A 23,872-nucleotide genomic window follows, 5' to 3' on the forward strand; every position below is an offset into this window, starting at 1 on the left:
TTTATTTACTTTTTAAAATGGACATAAATTCTTCACGATCGATTTCCCTGCAACCTAAACTTTCCAAATGCGGATTATAAACCTGACAATCTAAAACTTTATAATTTTCTTTTTGCAAATATAACGCTAAAGCAATGAATGCGGTTTTGGATGCATTCGAAACTTTAGAAAACATACTTTCACCACAAAAAACATTTCCTAAATCAATTCCGTACAAACCTCCTACCAAAGTTTCATCCTGCCAAACCTCAACAGATTTAGCTATTCCTTCTTCATTTAGCTTACAATAAGCTTCAATCATTTCGTCTGAAATCCAGGTACCATCTTGCCCTTCACGCTTTATTTGCTGACAATTTAAAATTACTTCTTTGAAATTTTTATTAAAAGTAAGTTTAAACATTTTTCGGTTGAGAATGTTCCGCATACTTTTAGAAATTACCAATTCATCCAAAAACAAAACCATTCGGGGATCCGGAGCCCACCAAAGAATGGGTTCACCTTCATTAAACCACGGAAAAATTCCGCTTTTGTAGGCCAGTTTTAATCTTTCGGGATTTAAGTCACCACCAATTGCCAAAATTCCCTCTTCATCAGCCTCAGAAACTGGAGGAAAAAATAGATCTTCTCTTAAATAATACATCTTTTAAAATAAATTAATTTAAAATTCCAATATTGAAATTCCAAATTCCAAACTTAAGCAATCATTCTATGCGGCGTTTCTTCCAGAGATTTCTCTTTACGTCGAAATTACAAACTTTGTGCTTAATTTTATACAAAAATTCCAAATCCCAAAACATAGTAATGAATTGGAATTTGGAATTTAATAAATTGAAAATTTAACTTCTTAGAAAGGTAAATCGTCTGGTTCGTCGTCGTTTACATTTGTTGCTGGAGCAAATGCTTCTGCAGCTGGCATTGCAGGTCCTTGTGCAGGAGCTTCACTTGCTAATCTTTCGATTCTCCAACCTTGAATACTATTAAAATATCTGGTTTCTCCTTGTGGATTAACCCATTCTCTTCCTCTTAAATTGATAGAAACTTTTACTGCCTCTCCTTGTTTATAGCTGCTTAATAAATCGCATTTATCTTGTGTAAATTCGATTAAAATGTGCTGTGGATACTGCTCATCTGTAGTAACTACTAATTCTCTTTTTTTGAATGCAGCACTTACTTGTTGCTCAGGATTTACCACTTTTACTTTTCCTATAACTTCCATCTTCGTCTATAATTAATTATTGTTTCTTTTCTTATTTTTTAGCTAAAAGCACTTTCCAGGCCGATGCAATATCGTCATTATTTAGATATTTTTTGGCTTCTAAATGAATTTTTTCCTGATCATCTGAGCTTAAAACTCCTTTCACAGAAAAATTTTCCTTCACAAATATACTAACTTCTTCCTTTGTAGGCAAGGCTTCTATATTTCCTAGTTTTCCAAGGTCATTCCCATTAAACACAGGGCTTTCCTTAATAAAATTCGGAATTACATCTACTCCAACACCTAAAGTTGTCAGTGGTTTTGGCACCTCAAAAAGTCCCTGATTCGATCTTGAATACCAATTTGCACCCAATCTTGAAACCAAATCAATTTTATGCTGATCGATTCCTCCGTTTTCATCCAGAATATCTTCATGAATATGAATTTTTACTACTTCACACAAAACCAAATTTCCTGCGCCACCTTCTGTTCCTAACGGAATAATCTGTGTAACCTTGCATTCAAACTGAACCGGAGATTCTTTAACACGGTACGGTTTTACCAAATCTGAAGGGATTTGTGTTAAACCTGCTTTTAAAAACTCGTTTACACCTTCTGCATATTCTGTACTTGCCAGAGAGGTTTGCTGAACCAAATCATAATTTACCACATTAATCACCACTTCTTTCGTTGCCTCAACATTAATTAGAGTGTGTTTTACTGTATTATCGCGAACGCGTCTTGCAGGCGAAAAAACCAAAACTGGCGGATTTGCGCTAAATACATTAAAGAAACTAAAAGGCGATAAATTCGGAATTCCTTTTGCACTAATTGTGCTGGCAAAAGCAATTGGTCTTGGCCCTACAGCACTTTGCAAATAGCCATGTAATTTTGCCGTTGGTATCTCTTTTGGATCGATGCTAATCATAATTTTTCTTTTTAACCAAACCTCATTTTGGTAAATGCAAAAGTATAGAAATGGTTTAATTCGAAGAAATAGTTTGGGATATAAAAACAAAAATCTTTCAGGAATTGCAAAATATAAAATGCGTATATTTCGTTATATTTATACCTCAAAAATTAGTTTATGCACTTTTCTGAACGCAGAAATACAACTCGCTGGGTTATAATTCTTATTTCCTTTTTAATCATTACTTTGATTCTTTGGAACACTTATACTTTTTTCCAAATTTTCAAGAATGAAGAGCGTCTGAAAATGAAACTTTTTGCAAATGCCCAGATTACAATCGTAAATGCTGATGAAAATACTGATGTAGAACTGCCTCTTCAGATTTTCAGCAACAACACTTCTATTCCTGTTGTACTAATGCTTTATGATAATGTGGTGAGTTCTAAAAATGTTCCGGAAGAAATTTTGAATAACCGAAATAAGTTAAAATCTTTTTTAAAGAAATTAAGAAACGAAAATGAACCCATAACTTTTGAATACGCTCCGGGAAAATATCAAAAACTATATTATGGTAACTCGGCATTGCTCAATAAGCTAAAATATTATCCCATTGCCTTATTATTAATTGTATTTCTGTGCGGTGCTTTAATCTATAATTTTTACAAAAGCACTAAAATGGCCACACAAAACAAATTGTGGGCTGGTATGGCAAAAGAAACTGCACATCAAATTGGTACACCTTTATCTTCATTAATTGGCTGGATTGAGATTTTAAAAACAGAAAATATTGATTCGTCTATTACCTCTGAAATTGAAAAAGACATTGATCGTTTACAAACCATTACAGATCGTTTCTCTAAAATTGGTTCTGTTCCTGTTTTAGAAACGCACGATATTATTTCTGAGACTTTAAATGCTTTTAAATATCTGCAATCCCGTTTCTCAAAACAGGTTACTTTTTCTTATCATACACCACAAGATCCGATATTGGTTCAAATAAACCCGATTCTTTACAGCTGGACAATTGAGAACCTGGTGAAAAATGCTATTGATGCAATGAAAGGAAAAGGATCTCTTGAACTGCAAATTGAACAAGATTCTAATCACGTAAAAATAAATGTAAAAGATTCCGGATCAGGAATTCCCAAAAAGCAATTTAAAACGGTTTTTGAAACTGGTTTTACAACCAAAAAACGAGGCTGGGGATTAGGACTTTCTTTAACAAAAAGAATTGTTGAGGAATACCACAAAGGAAATATTAAAGTTTTACATTCTGAAATAGGAAAAGGAACTACATTTCAGATTACTTTAAATAAAAAAATGCAGTAAAGTGATTTACTGCATTTTTTTATTTAATTGAACTTTGCGTAGGCTTCGACTTCGCTCAGCCTGACAAAGCTTAAACTTTTTATTCTATAAATTTGCCTGAATGCTTTTTGCTAATGCTTCAAATTCTTCTTTAGAAAGTGATACTTTATTATGAAAACGCATTTCGTCCATGTGGTTTAGCGGAATCAAATGCACGTGTGCGTGAGGAACTTCTAATCCTACTACAGCCATTCCAACTCTTTTACACGGAACTGTTTTTTCTAAAGCAGTTGCAATTTTCTTAGAAAACTTCATTAAACCCAGATACTGTTCGTCATCCATGTCAAAAATCTTGTCGATTTCTTGTTTCGGAATGCATAGTGTGTGTCCTTTCGCATTTGGATTTACATCTAAAAATGCCAAAAAGTTTTCATCTTCAGCGATTTTATATGCAGGAATTTCTCCGTTTACTATTTTAGTGAATATTGATGCCATTGTTTATTTGTTTAATCGTTTATTCGTTTAACCGATTTAACGATTAAACAGTTAAACTTATAATTAGTCACGTGAGATTTCAAGAATTTCAAATTTCAAAACACCATTTGGAACCGTAATTTCAGCTACTTCACCTACAGATTTTCCTAGCAAACCTTTTCCAATAGGAGAAGTTACTGAGATTTTTCCGGTTTTTAAATCAGCTTCACTTTCAGCAACAAGTGTATATTTCATCTCCATTCCGTTGCTTTGGTTTTTAATTTTTACATTAGAAAGTACCAAAACTTTTGAAACGTCCAGTTGCGATTCGTCTATTAATCTTGCATTCGAATATACTTCTTCTAATTTAGCAATTCTCATTTCTAATAAACCTTGCGCTTCTTTTGCAGCATCATACTCAGCGTTTTCAGATAAATCGCCTTTGTCTCTTGCTTCTGCTATATCTTGAGATGCCTTTGGACGCATTACACTTTTTAAATGCTCCAATTCATCTTTTAACTTTTTTAATCCTTCTGCGGTATAATAAGATACTTTACTCATAACTTCATCGTTTACATAAATAGAAAAAATCCCATCGGGACGGGATTTTGTAATACAAATATACTATTATTTTTAATAGTACATAATTATATGTTAATCATATAAAAATCAAATCTAAATAATTTATTTTTGTTTCACTAATTCGTATTAAAATAAATGAAAAAAATCTGGCTCTTAATCGTCTTTGTTTGTGCACTTTCTGCTTGCAGCGACAGCGAACGCAGTAACAAGAATCCTTATATTCCTAATTATTCGGTTAATTTATCTGTAGATATGAATCTGCCGGCATATTCAAATCTGAAATTTGTAAGTAACGGAGTTATTGTTCCAAATTTTGGTGCAAAGGGAATTATTATTTTTAATGCAGGAAGTAATTATACTGCTTTTGATGCTGCATGCCCTAATCAGGAAATCAATTCCTGCGTTGCAATGACTGTAGATGGAATAAATGCTGTCTGTTCTTGCGATAAAGAGCAGTATAGCTTATTTACCGGACTTGGAAAAAAAGAATATCCTTTAAAACCTTATAAGGTCGAAGTTATAGGATCTGTGATTCACGTATATAATTAAGAAACTAAAAAGCCTGAAAGCATCAAACTTTCAGGCTTTTTAGTTTTTTTGAATTCTCTAAAACTTTAATGTTAAACCAGCAAGGAAATTAATTCCTGCCTGAGGATAATAGTAAGGATAAACATCCCACATTGCCCCATTTGAAACATATTTTTTATCTAAAATATTGTTTACTAAACCGGTAATCGTGATTGATTTAAAGATGGATTTTGGTTTGATTTCATACGAAACATTCAAATCATTTACGAAGTAATCAGCCAATTTTGCTGATGGCAATTCAATATTATTCATATATTGTTCGCCAACGTATTTCTGTAATAATGAAATATGCAAACTCTGAATTGGGCTATAAACAATTATATTTCCTGCAATAACTTCTGGAGAATAGGCAATTTTAGTCGTTCCGTAAAATTCTCCTTCTACAGCGAGGTCAACATTTTTATTACTGCTTAAAGTGAAATTAGGTCTAAGAATAAATTTTTCTGAAAGTGCAATTGTAGCATCAAATTCAAATCCTAAACGGTAGCTTTTCTCTGTATTTGCTCGAATTGGCGCTCCAACATCGTCTAATCTTCCGGTTAAAATTAACTGATCTCTATATCCCATATAGTAGAAGTTAGAATTCAACTGAAATTTCTCCGAATTAAATCTCCATCCTAATTCAAAATCATTTAATTTCTCTGGTTTTACATTTCCGCCTTCATAATCTGTTCTGTTTGGCTCACGATTAGCGCGGGCATAAGAGAAATAAAGATTGTTCTTTTGATTCACTTCATAATTAAAACCTGCCTTTGGATTAAAGAAATTGAATGTATCGTTTACCAACCCCGTTTCCGCACTATTAGCCTTATATCGCACTCTTCTATATTGTAAATCACCATAAAAGCTTAATTTTTCCGTAAACTGATAGTTTGCTTTTGCGAAAATATTACCATCTGTTTTTGTTGAAAAATCATCATAATAATGATCTCCCGGCTCTGTCTGAGAAGCGTATCTAGCCCAGATTACTTGCCCAAAATGATCGCCTTCATATTTATTCCAGCCTCCGCCAAAAATAGCATCAAGCTTTTCTTCTTTATATTTCACAGAAAAAGTGGTTCCGTAAAAATCATTATCCAACCATTTCTGACGAACCAAATCTGTTGTTGTAACCGTACCAACCGGATTTAAATTATAGTCAGCCATATCGGCATCTTCCTTATAATTTTCGTAATAACCTTTTCCTTTTGTATAATGAAAAGCTAGATTAGTACTCCATTTATCAGACAAAGATTCACTCCAGTGCAATTGATAATGATCTTGTTTGTAATTGTCGGTTTCGTTATCATAAAAACGTACATTTCCAGATTCGTCTGTATACATTCCAGCCGAATTAAAAGTGCGGTTTTTATTTAATGTCTCAGCGTCAACGCCATTCCAGGATTGATATGTTTTTTCTGTTCCACCAAAAACCAAAGCTTTAATTAATGTTGTTTTACCAACATAAGTTCCCTGAAGGAAATACGATTTTAGATCCGAACTGGCACGATCCACGTAACCGTCAGATTTAATAGTTGACAAACGTCCGGCAAGTTCAAAATGATCATTTAATAAACCTGTACTAAACTTTACCGTGTTTTTATTTGAATTAAAACTTCCGTAAGAGCTTGAAATTTCACCATTGGCTTTTGAAGCATAATTATCTGTCAACATATTTAAACTTGCACCAAAAGCAGAAGATCCATTGGTAGAAGTTCCGACACCACGTTGCAATTGAAGACTTTCTAATGATGATGCAAAATCAGGCATATTAACCCAGAAAGTTCCCTGACTTTCTGCATCATTGTATGGAATTCCGTTAATCGTAACGTTTACTCTTGTAGCATCGCTTCCACGAACGCGGATTCCGCTATAACCAATTCCAGTTCCGGCATCAGAAGTTGTAACTACAGAAGGAAGATAATTCATTAAAGTTGGAATATCTTGTCCCAAATTTCTGTATTTGATTTCTTTTTTATCCATATTACTAAAAGTAACAGGCGTTTTTGAAGTCACACGAACTGCAGAAACCAATACATCATCAAGTTTGTTGACTTTGGTAGAATCCTGCTCCTGAGCAAAAGAGAATAGAGTAAAAAAAATAGAGAATAGAGTAAAGAAAATAATTTTGGTTCCGTTTACATCATAAACCTTTGAACCTTTAAAAATAGTTTTCATTCGTAAAAAATTACGAATAAAAGGGGGAATTATTCTTTTGTTAAATTAATAAAATTGTTTCACGACAAGATAAAGTGTGCACGCTTGATAGTGTCGTTTTTCCCTTAGCAACATTACTCGCTCAGGTTCTTTGGGTATGATCTCAGCTCGTTATTTAGAGCACCCCTTTGAGACAGTGCAAATGTAATGTTAAAAAATTAAAAACTCCAAAAAACAAATTCCAAATTCCAAAACAACTGAAAAGATGATTTTGGAATTTGGAATTTTAAAAGATTGGTATTTAATCCAGGTTGGGTTTCTTGCGAGATTGCTTCAAATCAGAAATATTCTTTTTATCCTTAATACGCTTTTTAATAACTGATTTCGGAATTTTAGTTGCTTTACGAATTTTAGGAACAAACAGTCCTTTCTTGATTATTTCTAAAAATCGTTTTACAACAATCTCTTTATTTTTAAGCTGACTTCTGTCTTCGTCACAGTTTAAGATTAAGATATTTTCTGAAGTTAATCTTGCCGAAATATTTTCTTTTAAAAGTAATTTCTCTTCATCAGATAAGGCTTGTGAAGCTTCCAAATCAAAAGATAAAACCACTTTTGATGAAACTTTGTTCACATTTTGTCCACCTGCACCACTGCTGCGAACGGCTTTAAAACCTAGTTCTGATATTATTTTATAGTTATCCATTATTGTGGCTGATGTGCCGCTTTTAATAAATCGTTTACTGTTTTTACAGGATTGAAAGTAATCAAAGGCACGGCAACAAAAACAGTTAGCCAATTGGCCATAGATCCATTCCATAAACCTGGTAATTCATAATTCTTAACCGATTTTCCATCGACACTTTTCTCAACAATAAATCCAGCTTTTTGATCAACATATTGAAGTAAATCGAACTTTTCGTTTTTATAATTTTTAATTCCGCAAACCAAATCTACGGGATTAAAATGCGTTGCTTCTTCTAAAATTTTACGTTGCTTTTTGTTGGTCAGATCAACTTGTGAAGTTTCTACAATTTGCAATGATTTTGCACCTTCATCATTCAGAACCCAAAACGGACCTCCGCCTGGTTCTCCTTCATTTTTAACCATTCCGCAAACACGAATCGGCCTGTCCAGAAGTTCTTTGATCTTGCTTATTTTATTTTCAAAAGTAAATTTATCAAAATCACTGCTTACTTCTACATTTATCTTTTCATGTAAAAAAACAACAATCTCTTCTAATTCTTTTTCGCTAACTTTATTTTTATCAATTGCCTCTAAATACGAAAATACTCTTTGCTGTATTTCGATCAAAACACCTGCTAAAGCCTTTTTATAAAGTGTAATTTGATCAATATGATTCTGAATTACATTATCGATGTTTTTAATAAAAATTACATCTGCGTCAAGATTGTTCAGGTTTTCTATAAGAGCTCCATGCCCTCCTGGTCTGAAAATCAAATTATCATTTTTGTCTTTTACTAATTTATCTTTTGAATCAATAGTAATTGAATCTGTGCTTTTACTTTGATAAGAATAACCAATATTGATTTTTATACCGGATGGTTCTTCAATTTTTTCTATTACCTCGTCAACACCCTGATAAAACAAATTCTGATGATTTTCTGAAACAGTAAAATGCAAATTAGAAACCTTTTTTGAAGCTGCATAATGCACACATTCATTCAAATGTTCTTCAATTGGGTTTGCAATATGAGTTTCATAAAGATGAAAAGGTAAAACGGCCTTAGGTTTATTTGCAAATTCAAAGTAATCAGGAGAAAGTAATAATTTTATAAAATAGTAATTTTTATAATCTCTGTCTAAGGTTTCAAAATCAGGATAAACTTCTCTTAATTTGTGATCAATTGTTTTAAAAAACGGGAATTTCTCCATTCCAACAATAAAAATAGCAAGCTCTTTATCTTTTTTCCTATTGATATAAGCATTGATTGTTTCTTTTTGAATGTTAAAATCATTCAGAAATGCAATTAAAAACTTAAACATTCTGGTAGCTGCCCCAGATGCCGGAACAAATTTCTTGATTTTTAATTTTTCCTTCTGGCTATCAAAAAAAACTGCCTTTTCTTCAAAATCACTTTCAGATAAACTTAAAATTCCATTCCCAATTGTCGCCGGACTTATTAAATTTCCTTTTGCAATACCATTTTTAAATGCTTCAAGTTGTTTTAAAATACTTTCAAAAGGAATTCCTCGCTCATATATCTGAACAAAATCTGCAGACGAAAAACCATGTTGCTTAGCTATCGTCAAATTATTTATAATAGTAGTTGCTTTTGCTAAACGACTTTCTTTATTGCCAGATAAGGTTATAAAAGGTTTATTAGTATCTATCAAAGTTTGTTTAAAAACAGAAAACACAGTCTCTCTTCCTTCAGGAGTATCTCTGATATCGTCTTTTTCCCAAGGAACATCAATATCCGTAAGGAAAAATAAATCATACTCATGTTTCAATGCCGCCTCATTTAAAAGGGGATCACAGAAACCGTAATACATTTCAGAAAAAACTTTAGTTACCATTAAATTGGTATCACAGAACAAGTATTTTTTTGCCTTCGCTAATTTTTCATTTTCCAAAGCAACTTGCCCGTATGCAATAGGCATCATATCATCGGCTACACAAATATGCTGATTTTCCTCCCATTTTTCCTGTAAATAATCGCGTGCAAACTCGGGAACCCATTCGGTTTCGTAGTAATCTGCAAGCTGCGTCGCCAGCGTTGTTTTACCTGTACTTTCAGGCCCAAACAAAGCAATTTTTATGATTGTTGTGTTTTGCTGTTTAAGATTTTTCTCCATTCTAAATAAGCTGAAATAGCTAAAATTGTAAAAATTAAATATTGAAGTGACAGCATCCCTAAGCCACGATAAGCGTAAAGAGGTACAACAATAATGTCGCCAATAATCCAAAGTGTCCAGTTTTCGATTTTTTTCCTGGCCATATACCACATTCCCGCAAAAAATATTCCAGATGAAATCATATCGACATAATTGTCTTTTTTAATTTCATAATCGAAATATTTATAAATCCCGAAAACTACAAAAACAGTTACAATAAACAGTAAGATTCCGATTAATTTTTCATTAAGAGTTGTACGGGTAATCGGTAGATTTTCCTCTACAGTTCCTCCTTTTGCCCAAACATACCAACCGTAAATACTCATAATCGAGAAATATCCGTTTATTATCATATCACCAATGTAACCAGCAACATATAAAAGATAAACTGAAATAACCGTCGCAATCAATCCTGTCGGATAAACCCAAATATTCTCTTTTTTGGCAAACCAAACACTCAAAATACCACAAACAAAGACTAAAAACTCTAAAGCAATATGCCACAAAGGAGCATTTCTATAACTGTCTAGAAAAAAATCAATCATTATTCAGGTTGTTTTTGGGTTGTTTACGATTCAAAAAAGTGGCTGTCGTTTTCAAAAGCAGTTCCAATAACTACTAAATCTGCTCCTGCGTTGTATGCATTTTGAATTGCGTGCAAATCTACAATTCCTCCTCCAACAATTATAGGAATTTCGACATTTTGCGCAATTAACTCTATCATTTTCAACGGAACCGCATTTTTTGCTCCACTCCCCGCTTCCAGATATATTAGTTTATTACCTAACATCTCTCCGGCCTGCGCAGTTGCCAGTGCCAAATCAAAGTTTTCACGATTCAGAGGTTTTGTTTTACTTACACGTGCCACTGCAGTTTCATTACCGCTTTCAATCAAAATATAACCTGTCGAAATAACCTCAACTTTAGTTTTTTTCAAAATCGGGGCTGCCTGAACCTGATATTCTATTAAATAGTCTGGATTTCGCCCAGATAATAAGGCTAAAAACAAAATAGCATCTGCCTGAGGTGAGATTTGTGACGGATCACCCGGAAATAAAACAACTGGTAAATTTGTGTTTTGCTTTAACTGTACAATTAATTCTTCTAAAATTGCAGTCTTAACAATACTTCCTCCAACAAAAATGTGAGTTGCAGGAGACTGATTTATTTTAACTAATAAATTATCTAACTTCTCCATCGCAATTTTGTCAGGATCTAAAAGTATAGCCAGTAATTTTTGACCTTTACTTTTAGCTTCTAAAATCTGCTGATGTATATTATTTTGTTTTTGCTGCATAGTGGGCGTAAAAGTAAAAAGATTTTTAAAGCTGATGAACAATTTAGAATGAATTATATTTGTATACTCTCTACTGCAATCAAAGGAAGAATATGATCGCTACTGAACTATTAGAAAAATATGGTGCAATAAAAAAATCTTTCGCTAAAAACGAGATTATTTTTGAAGAAGGGAATTTGCCAACGCATTATTATCAGATTATTTCAGGAGAAGTTAAGATGAGTAATTACAATGATGATGGTCGCGAATTTATTCAGGGTATATTTTATAAAAATCAATCCTTTGGCGAACCTCCATTATTCTTAAATCAAAAATATCCAGCAAATGCAATTGCTGTTGAAAACTGCCAGATACTTTTTCTTCCCAAACTTACTTTCATGAAGTTACTGGAAGAAAATCCGTCAATTAGCATTAAAATAATCGAAAATCTGGCGCAACGTCTGTATTACAAATCTGTTATGGCAGCAGAAATTTCTACACACGAACCAGAACACCGGGTTTTAAAACTAATTGATCACGGAATTGCTTATTTTGATTTTAAAAAAGATTCAAATGGATATCTCATCAATTTTACAAGACAACAAATTGGAGATTTAACCGGTCTTCGTGTTGAAACCGTTATCAGAACCATTAAAACCCTTGAGAAAAAGGGAGAACTGAAGATAATTAATCGAAAAGTATACCGTTAAAATAGTTATCTTTTTATGATTTTAGTCATAAAACGGAGTTGTATAGTGCATGTACCTTTGTTGGTATAAAAACAATATATCATGACACTATATCAATCAACTTTCGACATTTTTAATAGAAATTATATGGGATCTGCAGCAATGGCTGTAATTGCTCAAAGCTGTTTAGGAGGCGCTGCAGCAATGTATGTTTTAGCAAATGGAACTTCGATTCCGCAAATGATTCAACTGGCTATTATTGTTTTGGCTTGTGTTTTTGCAAACACTTCAATATTGGCACAAATGAAACACAAAACAGTTTTTAACCTTATTATTGCAAGTGCATTATTAAGCGTATTTTTTATAGTCTTAAATAGTTTTATCTAGTGAGAAAACAAATTGAAAATAGAGATGACGTCACTTTTTTAGTGCATCAGTTTTATGCTAAAATAAGAGCCGACAAAGAAATCGGCTTTTATTTTAATGACCTGATTTCTGATTGGGACGCTCATCTCGAAAAACTAACTGATTTTTGGGAAATGAATTTATTTGCAGCAAAAAAGTATAAAGGAAATCCGATTGCTGTACATAATGAAGTTGATGCCCATTTTGATGGTAAAATCACTTCAAATGAGTTCGGAATCTGGCTAAATCATTGGTTTCAGACTATTGATGAATATTTTGAAGGTGAAAATGCAGATACACTAAAAAGACGTGCCAGAAAAATGAGTACGTTTTTATATATGGGTATGTTTGAGCACCGGAAAAAGTAAAATGAAATTTAAAAATTTTGGAATTTGGAATTTGGACCCGAGCGATAGCGAACAGGCGAAGCAATTTTTATATTTAAAAAAATTACTTCTCAAAAGCATAAACCAAAGTAAAAGTACCTTCAAAATTATCTGATTTTACTTCCTGATAATGTACATCAAAATCTTTTACCAAATTATCAAAATGAAGGCTAGCCTGAGTTTTACTTTCGTCTAAAGAGAAATCATTGACATTTATATGATCCTTAAAACTGATTCCTTTCTCATTTCTGATTTTAAAAATAGCTTCTTTAGCTCCCCAGATTACGGTAAGTTTTTTAATGTATTCTTCTGTAAAATTTGGATCTAAATAACCCATTTCATAATCTGAAAATTTATCTGCAATTCTCTGAATTTTTTCGCGTTGCAATTCCATATCAATTCCAACAGTTTCATGACTTACTATTATAGCCGCAAAATGATACGAATGTGTTATTGAAATATAATTATGACAATCAAAATAAGGTTTTCCAAATTCATCATAATGTAAATCCTTATCTTCAAATCCTAATTCCTGTATTAACATACGAACGCTCAAAAAAGCACGCTGATGCATTTGAGATTTCATTCCGTCAAGTCTCAACTGTGTTTTTTCCTTCAAAACAACCTTATCCGATAGCTCTTCAAAAGATTCGGTTATTTCCCAAATTAAAATTTTAGTGTTTTCGTTGAATTGTATGGTTTGAAATAAAGGCATTTCTTTTTAATTGTAAATTATGAATGGTTAATTGTGAATTATTCCTTTTGAATTTTAAACCATATAAGTGATATAAGGAAATATAACTTTGGGTTAAAAACATGTATTAAGTAAATTTAAGCAATTCTCAGTAAATAGTAAAGAAACCTTTTTAAATGAACTTATATAACTTATATGGTTCAAAAACGTTTTACAAACTAACATTCTAGAGATTAAGAAATTAAAGATTTCACAAATCTTACAGAAAATAGTAAAAATAAAAACCTATTACGTAAATTTGCAAAAATTTTACAATTATACAAATATACTATAAATGAGTACTACAACTACGCCTTTTGTGGCTTTCAAAGTAAAAGACATTTCTCTTGCGGCTTGGGGAAGAAAAGAAATTGAACTAGCTGAAGCTGAAATGCCAGGTTTAATGGCGCTTCGTGCTGAATATAAAGACGAACAACCTTTAAAAGGTGCTCGTATCGCTGGATGTTTACACATGACGATTCAAACTGCTGTTTTAATCGAAACTTTAATTGCTCTTGGTGCAGAAGTTACTTGGTCTTCTTGTAACATTTTCTCTACTCAGGATCAGGCTGCTGCTGCTATTGCTGCTGCAGGAATTCAGGTTTACGCTTGGAAAGGTCTTGACGAAGAGTCATTTGACTGGTGTATTGAGCAAACTTTATTCTTTGGTGAAGACAGAAAACCATTGAATATGATTCTTGATGATGGTGGAGATTTAACAAACATGGTTATTGATCGTTTCCCAGAATTGGTTCCTGGAATTAAAGGTCTTTCTGAAGAAACTACTACTGGTGTTCACAGACTTTACGAAAGAGTAAAAGCCGGAACTTTACCAATGCCTGCAATCAACATTAACGATTCTGTTACTAAATCTAAATTTGATAACAAATACGGTTGTAAAGAATCTGCTGTAGATGCTGTACGTCGTGCAACTGACTTAATGTTAGCTGGAAAAAGAGTTATCGTTTGTGGATATGGTGACGTTGGAAAAGGAACTGCTGCTTCTTTCAGAGGTGCTGGTTCTATTGTAACTGTTACTGAAATCGATCCAATTTGTGCTTTACAAGCTGCAATGGATGGTTATGAAGTTAAAAAATTAAATACTGTAATTGCAAATGCTGACATCATCATTACTACTACAGGAAATAAAGATATCGTTCTTGGAGAGCACTTCGAGCAAATGAAAGACAAAACTGTTGTTTGTAACATCGGACACTTTGATAACGAAATTGATATGGCTTGGTTAAACAAAAACCACGGTGCATCTAAAATCGAAATCAAACCACAAGTTGACAAATACAACATCGCTGGAAAAGATATCATCATTCTTGCTGAAGGTCGTTTAGTAAACCTTGGTTGTGCTACAGGTCACCCAAGTTTTGTGATGAGTAACTCATTTACAAACCAAACTTTAGCTCAAATCGAATTATGGAACAACAGCGCAGCTTACAACAATGACGTTTACATGTTACCAAAACATTTAGATGAAAAAGTTGCTGCTTTACACTTAGCTAAATTAGGTGTTGAACTTGAAGTTTTAAGAGAAGATCAAGCTGCTTACATTGGTGTAGAAGTTAAAGGTCCATTCAAACCAGAATACTACAGATATTAATAAATTGTAGTCCCGATAGCAATCGGGATTAGATTTTTTAAATCATTATATATCAAACCCGACAGGTTTTAAAACCTGTCGGGTTTTGTTTTTTATAACCTTTTCTAACAACAATGAATTATTTTCTAACAAGAAAAAAGATTTTTATCAAAAAATATGCTTTTTTAAGAATAACTGCTTAATTTTAAGAATTCAAATAAGTCATTATTTCTCAACTACATAAACACTGTACTCTTGAAAAAAACTTCTTATTTATTCATCTTATTATTTTTATTGTGCCTTCCGCACTTTATTTTTTCTCAGGAAAAAAAACCTAAAGTTGTTTTAGTATTAAGCGGCGGCGGCGCAAAAGGAATTGCTCATATTCCGCTTTTACAAAAACTCGATTCTTTACACATTGTTCCCGATCTTATTGTCGGAAATAGTATGGGCAGCATTATAGGTGGACTATATGCTATGGGATATTCCGGAGATAGTATTGAAAGATTAACAAAAAAAATCAATTGGGATAAATTACTTGGCGGAGGACAGTCTTTAAAATCTGCAAGCGTTGAGGAAAAAAGAGAATTTCAAAGATACCTAATCGGAATAGGAATTAAAGACAAAAAGCTAAACAGCGTTGGCTCTTTATTAAATGATCAAAATCTACGAGAATATCTCTCTGAATTGACTTACCCTGTATACAATGTTAAAAATTTTGACAGTTTACCAATACCCTTTAGAGCCATGGCAACTGATCTTGTCGAAGGAAAAGAGGTAATTTTAAGCAGAGGCAATTTGGCTTACGCCATGAGAGCCAGTATGTCACTCCCGGCAATTTTTAAACCAATGGCTTATGAAAAAACAGTATTAGTCGATGGAGGGGTGTTGAATAATTTCCCAACCGATGTTGCCAAACAAATGGGCGCTGATATTATTATTGGCAGTGACGTTGGGGGCGGAATGGAACCAATGGACAAACTGAATAATCTTGTTACTATACTGACCCAAACCAGTATGTTCCCGAGCAACTTAAAGAATCCTGAAAACCGAAAACTTTGCACGATATTAGTAGACCATATGCCAAACTTACGTTTTTCTACTGCAGATTTTGCAAATAGCGACGCAATCTACGAAGATGGTAAAATTGCAACAAACGAAAATCTTCCTGCATTAATCGCCTTATCAGAAAAATTAAAAGGGTTTCCTCAACGAATTCATAAATTACCCGAAATGCCAAATGAATTTATTCTGGACACCATTGTTTACAAAAAAATCAGTCCCGAAAACCTTCCTTTGGTAGTCGGAAGAACCAATCTTAAAACACATGTAAAATATACTTCCAAAGATTTATTAGCAGGAATCAACAGAGCAATGGGTACCAATCTTTTCGATGAGATTACATACAATTATTTCATCAAAGATGGCGACAAATTAGGCATCAACTTAATTGGACATGAACGAGCCAAAAACCAACTAAACACATCCATACATTATGACACTTACAGAGGTGTCGGAATAATTTTCAACTACACCGCAAGAAATGTTCTCGCCGTTGCCTCACGCCTTCTTGTAACAGTAGACATAGCAGAACAGCCAAAAGCAAGAATCAATTTTCAGAAAAACTTTGGAAAAAACAGAGACTGGTGGTGGGCATCAGAACTTTATGGAGCCTTTTTAAGACAAGAAATTTATATCAACGGAAAAGCTTCAGACAATATTCTATATAACTCTTTTGAGTTCAATAACGAGGTAAACCGAAACTTAAATTCACTCAAAAGCTATTTTGGTTATGGTATCAACTATCACTACACCAATTTAAAACCAAAATTCGACCGGGAATACAATCCTAACTCCATCAACATTACAAACTACTCCTTTAATAATATCGAATTAAACCTCCACTACTCCTTCAATAATATGGATAAGGTTTTCTTTGCCCAAGAAGGAACAATTTTAAAAGCAAATGTTAGCCGATCAGTACTAACAGATTTGAGCATTTCTTTCAACGACCCGAGTATAACAAGCATAGATGGATCTACCAATGGTTATACAAAATTTGGTTTTAGTTTTGAAAGAAGAGCACCCATAAAAAAGAAAATTACAGGAATTATTGGATTTGATTCTTATTTCATTTTTCAGGATAAACTCAAAGATAGTCAGATCTCCTTTACGGAATTTGGTTACGCAGGAAAATACTTTTTCGGAGGAATTATCCCAAGCTCTGGCAGCGATCGACTTCCATTTCCAGGTCTAAATGAAGACGAACTCAACGTTACACAATTTCTGGGCGTTAGACTTGCCTCTCAAATAAATCTAATGGGAAAAATTTATCTGACTCCACATTTTAATATTGCAACTGTTGGTTTCGATACCTTTGACGACTATATCAAAAATGTATTTAGTCCAAAAGGAAATTGGGATGAAAACATCGAACCCAGCCTCGTAATGTCCGGCGGAGCTTCCATTTCTTATCAATCCATTTTAGGTCCAATAAATTTTGATACTTCCTGGATCAATAATATCGACAAAGTAAGACTGTTTTTTAGTGTCGGACTGTCATTTAATCCTTAAATAAAATTAATCTGGGCGTGCCACCATCCCGATAAGAGGGCAAATTACCATGCACATATACGCCCTCTTGTCGGGATGCTGTCGGGCTATACGCACTGCTTCGGCAGATTGCTCCTATCCCTCACGCTCACGTAAACCAAGAACGAATTAAATTAACTAGATCTTTACAGTTTTATAAGTTTATAACTTTAAATTTGGAATATAAACTCATAAAATGATTGAAGAAAATAACGCGCAAATAGCATTCAAATTAAACGCTGAATTAATAGAAAATATTAACGCTCGGGATTTTGAAAATTTAAAGAACAAATTCAGAATTAATACTGCTATTTTTGAAGAAATCAAAGAAGAGTTATCTGAGTATTTTAGAAGCGAAGATTTCCCAAAATTAAAAATCCTTGAAACCAATTTTAGCCTCTTTAAATATGATTCTATCGAAGGATTCGGAATTGAGGCAAAAATTTTCACTTTAGACAATAAAGAAACCGAACTAACACTACACACCGAATTCTGCAATAATAGCTTAAACTTTAAGTTAATTGAAGTAATGTAAAAACACTTTTAAAATTCAAAATATAAAAAATGATCGAAGAAATTTTATGTGACAAACACGGCTCAAAAGAAATGTCTTTCTCCTGTATTCACATTGCAATGGCACTAGACGAAAAAAAGAAAGTTGGTTTTTACTATTCAGAAGCCGAAGAAGACCTTCCGCAAATTGCCTGGTGCGGAGCATGCGAACAATACCTTTTGGATAATGGGGAAGAATGGACACAAACTTTTCAAACTCTGGCGGATTTCCAAATGTTATGTGCCGATTGTTTTGAAGAAGCAAAAAGTAACGAAATAGAAGCTCATCTCAGATAAATATTATTTCATGAAAAAGATTTTCATTCTTTTTATATTTCTTATTCTAAATAACTCAGCAATTGCTCAAAACAACGATATCTGGATTTCATTTCCAGATAAAGACACAACGCACATTGGTTTTAAAGATAAAAATGGGGTAATTAAAATCGAACCAAAATTTATGGGCTTTACAATTGCTCATAAATTTGAAAATATCATTGCCGTTTCCGAAGAAAAAAACAACTCATGGGAAAGCTATTACTTAACTAAACAAGGAAAAATAGTAGGACGTGACAGCATGTATGTTTTTGACAACGGTCCCGATTGTGAAAATGAAGGTTTTATAAGATTTCGTGATCCAAAAACCGATAAAATGGGAATGTTTAATGGCGATGGAAAAATCGTTATTCCTATAGAATACAGCAATTTAACCAAAGTGATAAATGGGATTTTCATAGGTTTAAAAGATGCTAAAAAAGAAATAGATGGCGAACATTTCTTCTGGACTGGCGGAAATGAATTTCTTATCGACACTAATAATAAAATCTTAATTGAAAATTTCGCTTATAGTGATCATCTGAATTTTTATTCTCTGGAAAAATCAGCAACTCCCAATAAAGATGAAACAAGAGAAAATTTTCTTGGAGTTGATGGTCAATATTATTCTTTTATCAATTACGAAAAAGAATTTAAACATTGGCTTAAAAATACTTTCCTGAAAGATTTATCAAAAGCCAGCTTAGAGAAACATTCTTTTGATAAAATCACGTATTGGAAAGAACCAGACGGCTGGATAAATTCTCCAAAAGCTAAGTTCATCCATCAGAATTACAATCTTTTGAAACTGAAATTACAGCAATTAAATTCTCCAAAAACCGATTATTTTATTTCTTCAGACGGCTTAAATCAATTCATTTATGAGTCTGATGAATATGATATTTATTTCAACAATTGTCGCGAATCAAAAGATTGGATGTATCCTACAATGGATATTGTAATAAATCCAAAAAACAAAACTGATTTTGGACAAGATCATTTCGAATTTTTAAGAACCGAAAATGGTTATAAATTAATTAGCATTTCGCTTAAGAAAGACAATCTGAAATAATTCATTTAGCTTTAAAGTTTATCTTTGTAAAAAAGCGAATCATGAAGAACTTTCTTTTTCTATTTATTGCAATTATCTTCGAAATTATTGCTACTTCGGCATTAAAAAAATCTGAAGAATTCACCAAATTGCTTCCAAGCATAATTACCGTTATAGGATATTGTGGTGCTTTTTATTGTTTAAGTTTTGCCATTAGAACGATTCCGGTTGGTTTTGCCTATGCCATCTGGTCTGGAGTCGGCATTGTTTTAATAACAATAGTTGGAGCCGTTTTCTTCAAAGAAATCCCTGATTTACCTGCAATTATCGGATTAGCATTAATTATTCTTGGTGTTATTGTAATCAATGTTTTTTCTAAAACTGTGGCGCATTAGATCATTCATCTTTATTATGATAGTATCAAATGATACTATCACGCATCAAATACAACTATAAATCAGCACATTAATGATCTTCAAAAAAGCCACAATTTCAGATTTAGAAGAAATGCAGCAATTGTTTGTCGAAACCATTCAATCGGTTTGTAAAAACGATTATAATCCAAAACAAATTGAAGCCTGGATTTATGGCGTACACAATACAGAACGCTGGATTGAGGTTATTGAAACACAATTTGTTTTATTGGCTATTATTGAAAATCAAATTGTAGGTTTCGGAACTTTGAAAGATGGAAATTATATTGATTTTTTCTACATTCATAAAGACTTTCAGAGACAAGGAATTGCTGATAAAATCCTAAGCGAATTAGAACTTGAAGCAAAAAAGCATAACTCAAAAATCATCACTTCGGATATCAGTATTACCGCAAAGCCTTATTTCGAAAAGAAAGGTTTTATTGTAAAAGCGGAGCAAAAAAATATTCGCTTAAACGTCGAACTGATTAATTACAAAATGGAGAAAGAATTATAGTAAATTTATATTTCTCGCAAAGTCGCAGAGACGCAAAGTTTAATTTTAAGTTTTCCAATCTTTGCGGTCCTTGAACTTCGCTCAGAAACAATATTATGAATAAACTTTGCGACTTCGCGACTTTGAGAGCAAAAAACATTCGCCTAAATGTCAATTGATTAATTACAAAATAGAGAAAGAATTATAGTAAATTTATATTTCTCGTAAAGTCGCAGAGACGCAAAATTTAATTTTAAGCTTTCCAATCTTTGCGGTCCTTGAACTTCGCTCAGAAACAATATTATGAATAAACTTTGCGACTTCGCGACTTTGCGAGCAAAAAACATTCGCCAAAATGTCAATTGATTAATTACAAAATAGAGAAAGAATTATAGTAAATTTATATTTCTTGCAAAGTCGCAGAGACGCAAAGTTTAATTTTAAGTTTTCCAATCTTTGCGGTCCTTGAACTTCGCTCAGAAACAATATTATGAATAAACTTTGCGCCTTCGCGACTTTGCGAGCAAAAAACATTCGCCTAAATATCAATTGATTAATTACAAAATGGAGAAGAAACTAGTTTAAATAGTTTCGAATTAAGAACATGAAACTTGAAACCTGAAACAAAATCATTTCCGCAAGTTTCAGATTTTATACCTGCAAAAACCAATCGATCTTTGTATTATAAAATAGAATGAAGATGAACACACAGGAAAACATCAATTATAATCGCATAGCCGAAGCTATAGATTATATCAAAGCTAACTTTAAAGAACAACCCAATCTTGATGAGGTTGCTGAAAAAGTGCATATGAGTCCGTTTCACTTTCAACGGCTTTTTAGCGAATGGGCAGGTACAAGTCCGAAGAAGTTTTTACAATATACAAGCATCGAGCATGCTAAGAAACTACTCAAAGAAAATCAGGCAACCATTTCTGAAACTGCTTACGAAACCGGGCTTTCTGGCACAAGCCGGCTGCATGATTTATTTGTAAATATCGAAGGAATGACGCCTGCCGAATATAAAAATGGCGGAAAAAATCTCGAAATAAATTATAGTTTTGCCGAAAGTCCGTTTGGAAATATAATTGTAGCTTCAACTCAAAAAGGAATTTGTTTTATGGCTTTCGCCGAAGATGAAACCACTGGATTTATGGCGCTGCAAGATAAATTTCCAAATGCTCAGTTTTCACGAAAACTCGATTTGACACAGCAAAATGCCTTGTTTATTTTCCAAAATGACTGGAGCAAATTATCTGAAATAAAACTGCATTTAAAAGGAACCGATTTCCAGCTAAAAGTTTGGGAAACTTTGCTTAAAATCCCAATGGGACAGCTTTCTACTTATGGAACTATTGCACATCAAATTCAGAAACCAAATGCATCGCGAGCAGTTGGAACAGCGATTGGAAGTAATCCTGTTGCATTCTTAATTCCGTGTCATCGCGTGATTCAATCTTCAGGAACATTTGGCGGTTATATGTGGGGAAACACTAGAAAAACAGCGATTATCGGCTGGGAAGGCGCACAAATAAATCCATAAATAGCAAAAATTCCAAATTTTAAATTCCAAATTCCAATGATTAACATTAATTGGAAATTCCTCTAAATCTAATTGCTATGCAAAATATACAATCAAAAATTGCTTCTCAAAATTGGGAAAGCATCACTGAATCTATGCACGAAAATGGCTTTGCCATTATTCCAAACCTCTTAAATAACGAACAATGCGAAGATTTAAAATTCGATTATGACAATCCGAATTTATATCGAAAAACAGTTGTTATGGAACGCTACCGTTTTGGTCTGGGCGAATACAAATATTTCAATTATCCATTACCAGATTTAATTCAGAATATTCGAACTTCAATTTATCCTAAACTGGCTCCAATTGCTAATTCCTGGATGAAAGCCCTCAATATTAATACTGTTTTCCCAATAAATCATTCCGAATTATTAAAGCAATGTCACAATAATAATCAGCTGAAAGCAACGGTTTTAATTTTAAAATATGGCAAAAGTGGATTCAATACTTTACATCAGGATTTGTATGGTGATGTTTATTTCCCGATTCAGATTGTTCTTTTTCTAAATGAGCCTGACCAAGATTTTACGGGTGGGGAGTTTGTCTTAACACAGCAAACTCCAAGAGCGCAATCTAAAGCTATTGTTCTAAAACCTAAAAAAGGAGATGTTTTGATTTTTACAACCAATTTCAGACCTGTAAAAGAAACAAAAGGATATTATCGGGTGAATATGAAACATGGTGTGAGCGAGATTCATTCAGGAGAACGATATACTTTGGGGATTATTTTTCATGATGCTCTTTCGTGAATATTTTTTTTCGCCACGAATTCACGAATTATTATTTTACATACTTTATCTAATATTATTCGAATTAATTCGAATAAATAATCGCAAAGATTTTAAAATAATAATTCGTGAATTCGTGGCGAAAAACAACAAACCGTAAATCTTTATGATAACTCATCAAAAAATATCCGATTCTGAATTGCTTGGTAAAATTAAAAAAGGCGAAATTTGTTTCGGCGGTAACCGAAAACTAAAAATTTACGGAACGCTAAAATGTACTTCGGGAAAAAGAATAAAACGTGAAAACCGGGTTTTCTTTTCTTCTGCAGAAGAAGCTAAACAAAACGGCTTCAGACCTTGCGGACATTGCATGAAAACTGACTATCAAAACTGGAAAAATGGACTTATTTAATCCGCAAACAGACGAAAACACCAACTTGCTTCCGAAAGACGGAACAGTAAATTATTACGGAAAATTATTTTCACGAGAAGAAGCCGATTTCTATCGGGATGCTTTACTAAATTCTATTGAATGGAAAAATGATGAAGCCATTATCTTTGGAAAATTAATTTTAACCAAAAGAAAAGTGGCCTGGTATGGCGATGAGGAATTTGAATATACGTATTCTAATACTACCAAAAAAGCATTGAAGTGGACAAAAGAACTTTTAGAATTAAAGAAAATCATCGAAGAAAGAACAGGAGAAACCTTTAATTCTTGTCTGCTCAATTTATATCATTCGGGCGAAGAAGGAATGGCATGGCATAGTGATGCCGAAAAAGACTTGAAGAAAAATGGTGCGATTGGTTCTGTGAGTTTTGGCGCAGAACGTAAGTTTGCTTTCAAACATAAAGAATCGAAAGAAACGGTTTCGCTAATCTTAGAACATGGAAGTTTATTGGTCATGAAAGACGAAACGCAAACGCATTGGCTTCATCGTTTGCCGCCAACAAAAACAACGCAAAAGCCTAGAGTTAATTTGACTTTTAGAACTATTGTGAGATAGA

At 33.1% G+C, this 23,872-nt stretch carries 27 protein-coding genes; 16 read left to right on the forward strand and 11 right to left on the reverse strand.

The genetic code is table 11. The features are described from left to right. Position 1: 1 nt before the first annotated feature. The 3 genes from aat to KHA98_RS02015 all read right to left on the reverse strand — a co-directional run bounded on the left by aat (position 2) and on the right by KHA98_RS02015 (position 2,123). Positions 2-640, reverse strand: coding sequence for a leucyl/phenylalanyl-tRNA--protein transferase (aat, locus tag KHA98_RS02005; protein ID WP_213254789.1), 639 nt, complete (start codon positions 638-640; stop codon positions 2-4). Positions 641-844: 204 nt separating this feature from the next. Next, complete coding sequence (locus KHA98_RS02010; protein WP_213254790.1) at positions 845-1,216, reverse strand: DUF3127 domain-containing protein; 372 nt, start codon at positions 1,214-1,216, stop codon at positions 845-847. Between the two features lie 31 nt (positions 1,217-1,247). Further along, positions 1,248-2,123 carry a flavin reductase family protein gene (locus tag KHA98_RS02015; RefSeq protein WP_213254791.1) on the reverse strand — a complete coding sequence of 292 codons (876 nt, stop codon included), beginning with the start codon at positions 2,121-2,123 and terminating at the stop codon, positions 1,248-1,250. A gap of 159 nt (positions 2,124-2,282) precedes the next feature. On the opposite strand from KHA98_RS02015, the gene KHA98_RS02020 reads away from it, so the two are divergent. Next, entirely contained in the window at positions 2,283-3,434 is a 1,152-nt protein-coding gene (locus KHA98_RS02020) for a sensor histidine kinase (RefSeq protein ID WP_213254792.1), read from the forward strand. A gap of 84 nt (positions 3,435-3,518) precedes the next feature. Here the strand turns inward: KHA98_RS02020 and KHA98_RS02025 are convergent, their stop codons facing one another. Both KHA98_RS02025 and greA read right to left on the reverse strand, forming a co-directional pair. After that, on the reverse strand, positions 3,519-3,908 hold the full coding sequence (locus KHA98_RS02025; protein WP_213254793.1) for an HIT family protein: 390 nt from the start codon (positions 3,906-3,908) through the stop codon (positions 3,519-3,521). A 63-nt stretch (positions 3,909-3,971) separates the two neighbouring features. Beyond that, the gene (gene greA / locus KHA98_RS02030) at positions 3,972-4,448 is read right to left on the reverse strand and encodes a transcription elongation factor GreA (RefSeq protein WP_053472608.1); all 477 of its coding nucleotides are present in this window, start codon (positions 4,446-4,448) and stop codon (positions 3,972-3,974) included. 156 nt (positions 4,449-4,604) lie between these two features. Between greA and KHA98_RS02035 the strand changes: the two genes are divergently transcribed. Beyond that, the gene (locus KHA98_RS02035) at positions 4,605-5,018 is read left to right on the forward strand and encodes a Rieske (2Fe-2S) protein (RefSeq protein WP_213254794.1); all 414 of its coding nucleotides are present in this window, start codon (positions 4,605-4,607) and stop codon (positions 5,016-5,018) included. Between the two features lie 57 nt (positions 5,019-5,075). Here KHA98_RS02035 and KHA98_RS02040 read toward each other — a convergent pair whose 3' ends face one another. The 5 genes from KHA98_RS02040 to KHA98_RS02060 form a co-directional block, all read right to left on the reverse strand. After that, entirely contained in the window at positions 5,076-7,214 is a 2,139-nt protein-coding gene (locus tag KHA98_RS02040) for a TonB-dependent receptor (protein ID WP_213254795.1), read from the reverse strand. A 280-nt stretch (positions 7,215-7,494) separates the two neighbouring features. Next, on the reverse strand, positions 7,495-7,899 hold the full coding sequence (arfB, locus tag KHA98_RS02045) for an alternative ribosome rescue aminoacyl-tRNA hydrolase ArfB (protein WP_213254796.1): 405 nt from the start codon (positions 7,897-7,899) through the stop codon (positions 7,495-7,497). Next, complete coding sequence (locus tag KHA98_RS02050; protein WP_213254797.1) at positions 7,899-10,013, reverse strand: DUF4301 family protein; 2,115 nt, start codon at positions 10,011-10,013, stop codon at positions 7,899-7,901. Before KHA98_RS02050 ends, arfB begins: the two co-directional genes overlap by 1 nt. Then, positions 9,974-10,597 carry a nicotinamide riboside transporter PnuC gene (gene pnuC / locus KHA98_RS02055; RefSeq protein ID WP_213254799.1) on the reverse strand — a complete coding sequence of 208 codons (624 nt, stop codon included), beginning with the start codon at positions 10,595-10,597 and terminating at the stop codon, positions 9,974-9,976. The genes KHA98_RS02050 and pnuC overlap by 40 nt, the downstream gene beginning before the upstream one ends. Before the next feature lie 23 nt (positions 10,598-10,620). Continuing rightward, a complete protein-coding gene (locus tag KHA98_RS02060) occupies positions 10,621-11,349 on the reverse strand; it encodes a phosphoglycerol geranylgeranyltransferase (protein WP_213254801.1) in 729 nt (242 codons plus the stop codon). Between the two features lie 92 nt (positions 11,350-11,441). Here KHA98_RS02060 and KHA98_RS02065 point away from each other — a divergent pair, with 92 nt between their 5' ends. The 3 genes from KHA98_RS02065 to KHA98_RS02075 all read left to right on the forward strand — a co-directional run bounded on the left by KHA98_RS02065 (position 11,442) and on the right by KHA98_RS02075 (position 12,790). Continuing rightward, the gene (locus KHA98_RS02065) at positions 11,442-12,038 is read left to right on the forward strand and encodes a Crp/Fnr family transcriptional regulator (protein ID WP_213254802.1); all 597 of its coding nucleotides are present in this window, start codon (positions 11,442-11,444) and stop codon (positions 12,036-12,038) included. 81 nt (positions 12,039-12,119) lie between these two features. Then, positions 12,120-12,404 (forward strand): hypothetical protein, encoded by a 285-nt coding sequence (locus KHA98_RS02070; RefSeq protein ID WP_213254803.1) that lies wholly within the window; start codon positions 12,120-12,122, stop codon positions 12,402-12,404. Next, on the forward strand, positions 12,404-12,790 hold the full coding sequence (locus KHA98_RS02075; RefSeq protein WP_213254804.1) for a group III truncated hemoglobin: 387 nt from the start codon (positions 12,404-12,406) through the stop codon (positions 12,788-12,790). The genes KHA98_RS02070 and KHA98_RS02075 overlap by 1 nt, the downstream gene beginning before the upstream one ends. Before the next feature lie 82 nt (positions 12,791-12,872). Here KHA98_RS02075 and KHA98_RS02080 read toward each other — a convergent pair whose 3' ends face one another. Then, positions 12,873-13,523 carry a 4'-phosphopantetheinyl transferase family protein gene (locus tag KHA98_RS02080; RefSeq protein ID WP_213254805.1) on the reverse strand — a complete coding sequence of 217 codons (651 nt, stop codon included), beginning with the start codon at positions 13,521-13,523 and terminating at the stop codon, positions 12,873-12,875. A gap of 313 nt (positions 13,524-13,836) precedes the next feature. On the opposite strand from KHA98_RS02080, the gene ahcY reads away from it, so the two are divergent. The 11 genes from ahcY (at position 13,837) to KHA98_RS02135 (ending at position 23,871) form a co-directional block, all read left to right on the forward strand. Further along, a complete protein-coding gene (gene ahcY, locus KHA98_RS02085; protein ID WP_213254806.1) occupies positions 13,837-15,153 on the forward strand; it encodes an adenosylhomocysteinase in 1,317 nt (438 codons plus the stop codon). Positions 15,154-15,387: 234 nt separating this feature from the next. Continuing rightward, on the forward strand, positions 15,388-17,706 hold the full coding sequence (locus KHA98_RS02090; RefSeq protein WP_213254807.1) for a patatin-like phospholipase family protein: 2,319 nt from the start codon (positions 15,388-15,390) through the stop codon (positions 17,704-17,706). 214 nt (positions 17,707-17,920) lie between these two features. Further along, positions 17,921-18,259 carry a hypothetical protein gene (locus KHA98_RS02095; protein WP_213254808.1) on the forward strand — a complete coding sequence of 113 codons (339 nt, stop codon included), beginning with the start codon at positions 17,921-17,923 and terminating at the stop codon, positions 18,257-18,259. 29 nt (positions 18,260-18,288) lie between these two features. Further along, positions 18,289-18,573, forward strand: coding sequence for a hypothetical protein (locus tag KHA98_RS02100; RefSeq protein WP_213254809.1), 285 nt, complete (start codon positions 18,289-18,291; stop codon positions 18,571-18,573). Between the two features lie 10 nt (positions 18,574-18,583). After that, complete coding sequence (locus KHA98_RS02105; protein ID WP_213254811.1) at positions 18,584-19,663, forward strand: hypothetical protein; 1,080 nt, start codon at positions 18,584-18,586, stop codon at positions 19,661-19,663. A 41-nt stretch (positions 19,664-19,704) separates the two neighbouring features. Beyond that, positions 19,705-20,037, forward strand: a complete 333-nt coding sequence (locus KHA98_RS02110) for a DMT family transporter (protein WP_213254813.1) — start codon at positions 19,705-19,707, stop codon at positions 20,035-20,037. Between the two features lie 73 nt (positions 20,038-20,110). Continuing rightward, positions 20,111-20,572, forward strand: a complete 462-nt coding sequence (locus tag KHA98_RS02115) for a GNAT family N-acetyltransferase (RefSeq protein WP_213254815.1) — start codon at positions 20,111-20,113, stop codon at positions 20,570-20,572. Between the two features lie 679 nt (positions 20,573-21,251). Continuing rightward, complete coding sequence (locus tag KHA98_RS02120) at positions 21,252-22,094, forward strand: bifunctional helix-turn-helix domain-containing protein/methylated-DNA--[protein]-cysteine S-methyltransferase (RefSeq protein WP_213254817.1); 843 nt, start codon at positions 21,252-21,254, stop codon at positions 22,092-22,094. Positions 22,095-22,171: 77 nt separating this feature from the next. Further along, entirely contained in the window at positions 22,172-22,885 is a 714-nt protein-coding gene (locus KHA98_RS02125) for a 2OG-Fe(II) oxygenase (protein WP_213254818.1), read from the forward strand. 145 nt (positions 22,886-23,030) lie between these two features. Further along, the gene (locus KHA98_RS02130; RefSeq protein ID WP_213254819.1) at positions 23,031-23,276 is read left to right on the forward strand and encodes an Ada metal-binding domain-containing protein; all 246 of its coding nucleotides are present in this window, start codon (positions 23,031-23,033) and stop codon (positions 23,274-23,276) included. Then, a complete protein-coding gene (locus tag KHA98_RS02135; RefSeq protein ID WP_213254820.1) occupies positions 23,263-23,871 on the forward strand; it encodes an alpha-ketoglutarate-dependent dioxygenase AlkB family protein in 609 nt (202 codons plus the stop codon). Before KHA98_RS02130 ends, KHA98_RS02135 begins: the two co-directional genes overlap by 14 nt. Position 23,872: the final 1 nt, after the last annotated feature.

This window comes from Flavobacterium branchiicola (assembly GCF_018383905.1).
Lineage (GTDB): Bacteria > Bacteroidota > Bacteroidia > Flavobacteriales > Flavobacteriaceae > Flavobacterium > Flavobacterium branchiicola.